The following is a 2919-nucleotide window of genomic DNA, read 5'->3' as shown; positions in this document are numbered from 1 at the left end:
GTCCATGACCGTGCTGGTATGACTGCTTCCATCATAGCTCACCAAATCAGAAATCTTGTCCTTGGTCGTGTTCAAGAGCTCAATCTCACTCTTTAGACTATCCCGTGAACTCTTTAAAGCACTATGAAGGTTTGTAAATACCTGACCTGGCAACTTTGTATGAAGATCACCGTCAATCTGGTAGTAACCGTCCTTGTACAGTAGGAGATTGGTTGAGTAGTCATTCATCAGGTTGACCAGAGTCTGAAGAAGGGTCCCATGCACCTCTACTAGGTAGTTGCGCATACTCGAGATGGCCTGACCTTGGAGATTTTGATTGTTGATGAAGTCTGTCATGGCCTTGTTGAGGCTCGCGACCGACTCTCCCCAAGCATTTATCGTTTTTTGACTTTCAACTTGAACAGAGGTGATATCATCAAATTTTATATTGTAACTCATGGCACCTCCCTACTGCAAACCAGGAAACATGTTTTGCCCTAGGACATTATCTGTCCGATGCATCTCTTTCCCTGTGGCTGCCATCAAAGCGATATCTGTCTCCAGCAAGGTCGCATAGGTCTTCACCAGCTGGTGGAGTTCATTGAATTGTTTTTGATATAGGTTCAATCCTTATTCATTATACCACAAAAAGAGAGCGTCATTCGCTCTCTTTATCTCTCCGGCAATTCTACCTTCAAGCTCATATCAGTCGGTTGTAACACTTTCTGAACCGCTACGAGAAAGGCCAATCCATTATCAGATGGAGAATATTGGAAGGTAATATGGATGACTTTTTTGTCAAAGTTATCGCCATATCGTGCCACATACTGCTTGCTTTCGAGGAAGTGAATATAATTGTTAATTTTTTCTTGCAGAATTTCCAGATGGACTTCTTCTATTTCTTCCTCCCAGCCAACTGAATCCACTAGAAGAAGCTCCAAATGATTATCAACTGTACCAATAGCGTCAAGTTCAGTTGGCTTGAGTTCTGAAGAGATGGCTTGGGTGACAATTTGTCTAAATTCCTCTGCTGTAAAAAGACAACGGCTATTTTCAGGATTTTTCAAAATAAAGGAAGGATGATCTTCGATGAAGAGCTTATCGGATTCATCTTGTGTATACTCTTTTTTAGATTTCCAAAAACCATATTGCGCATAATTCATCAACTCTTTGCCAGTATGTTCTCCCGAAATGTAGCTATCTGCAACTTCTTTGGGGATTTCTCTTATCACTTCTGGGCAGGTAATATTAAAAGTTGGATAACGCAAGAAATACTTATCCCCATCTTGACAGATTTCCAACATGTCTTTTTGACTTACATAAATTGATTCCATTCTTATCTCCTTTGTCTTTTACCAAATATCTACTAATGTTACCTTATCTTTTGGAACTGGGTCAATTACTGCTTCTGGAACTCCTCCAGGGTATGTTTTCCCTCCTGGTCGCCACTGCAAATTATCACGTGAACCTCCCTCATTTCCATCAGGAATTCTGTAGTTATGAATCTCCTGTGGAAGCACCATTTTAGGTGAGTCCCCTAGACTTCCCTCATCCAGTCCCAATAAAGCCTCTAATCTTCTCGGATTTCCGTCCGCCTCTTTAATCATAGCCTTTGCTACATCCTTAGGAAAAACAAAAGCTCCATCTTCTCTACCAAAAACTCCAAATTTCTGAATGAAATAATCATCTTTCACAAATGCAGCGACGCCATCATCAAATAATTTTTTATGCTGTTCCAAATATTCTCTTGATAAATACCTTTGTGGATTTTGACGTTTAATACCTCTTTCAATATCAGGCTTAATTTTTATAATGTCATTTATCTCTGATTGAGTTAAACTATGTTTTGGAAATTCATTTAAATATTCATTCCATTCCGTAGAGAACTGAGTTTTCACCTTATTGAGACTAAACTTGCTGGCTGCTGAAGAGACCGCATAACCTCCTACGATATTCCCGATAAAGTTTGCGGTTTGGGCGTCCTCTTCGCTACCACCTACAAGCTTGGTCCCATGATAGGCAACCTGACCCGCTGTATAAGCGCCTGCTTCCCCTATCGCAAACTGGGTCAAGCCCTTGACAACGCTCTGGGTCTGTCCTATGGGAATCATGATGGCACTCGCCGTCACAAAGACATTCCCAACAGTATGATACAGCTTGTCGTTCCCCATGAATACGGTATCTCTGATGTGGTTATAGGACTTCGTCTGGATATCCCCTGCATTCCCAAGTGCGATATTATGAATCCCTTCTGCTGCATTAGATGTACCATAGATCGTTGCCCCCAGACCTGTGGTTAAGCCAAACCCAACAACCAAGGGAGTCGCAGACCCCATGGTTCCTATAATTGCGAGAATCCCAAACGCAACGGTCACTATACCAATAGCTAAGTCTTTCCAGCCATTCTTGGCCCGATCCTCCGCGGCCAAGGCTTCAAAACGGACCTTGTCTCGCTCCTGGGCAGCCTTCACGCGCTCAACGCGACTCTCCATCTGCTGGGTCGCCTGTTTGTAGGCTATCGCAAAGCGTTGAACAGACTTGAGTTTGGCGAAATCTCCAGACTGGTAAGTTCCTACCGTACGTGTCTTCCCTGCGTGCTCTGTTATCAAGGNCTTGGTCGCAGCTAGAAGTTCCTTAAAGGCGACCAAATCCTGACTCGCATGGTTNCTTTCATACTGAGTGATNGAGCTNTCCAAGTTCTTGATCTGATTGAGCAGAAAGTTATAGTCCATGACCGTGCTGGTATGACTGCTTCCATCATAGCTCACCAAATCAGAAATCTTGTCCTTGGTCGTGTTCAAGAGCTCAATCTCACTCTTTAGACTATCCCGTGAACTCTTTAAAGCACTATGAAGGTTTGTAAATACCTGACCTGGCAACTTTGTATGAAGATCACCGTCAATCTGGTAGTAACCGTCCTTGTACAGTAGGAGATTGGTT

The 2919-nt window shown here is 42.9% G+C and carries 3 protein-coding genes; all 3 read right to left on the bottom strand.

The features are described 5' to 3' along the window. Positions 1 to 438 (bottom strand): T7SS effector LXG polymorphic toxin (locus D8863_RS10250; protein WP_221763087.1); only part of this gene is annotated, 438 nt, incomplete at its 3' end. Positions 439 to 447: 9 nt separating this feature from the next. After that, on the bottom strand, positions 448 to 606 hold the full coding sequence (locus D8863_RS11115) for a hypothetical protein (RefSeq protein ID WP_185761479.1): 159 nt from the start codon (positions 604 to 606) through the stop codon (positions 448 to 450). Between the two features lie 44 nt (positions 607 to 650). Then, the gene (locus D8863_RS10245; protein ID WP_125441843.1) at positions 651 to 1313 is read right to left on the bottom strand and encodes a DUF6572 domain-containing protein; all 663 of its coding nucleotides are present in this window, start codon (positions 1311 to 1313) and stop codon (positions 651 to 653) included. Positions 1314 to 2919: the final 1606 nt, after the last annotated feature.

The sequence above is a fragment of the Streptococcus oralis genome (assembly GCF_003943825.1).
GTDB classification, from domain to species: Bacteria; Bacillota; Bacilli; order Lactobacillales; family Streptococcaceae; genus Streptococcus; species Streptococcus oralis_CD.
Note: the sequence above shows the minus strand (reverse complement) of the source record. Positions and strands in the feature narration are given on the sequence as shown.

Bases quoted from the DNA above. Each gene is read 5' to 3' on its own strand.
- D8863_RS10245 (WP_125441843.1), bottom strand. From the start codon at position 1,313: ATGGAATCAATTTATGTAAGTCAAAAAGACATGTTGGAAATCTGTCAA.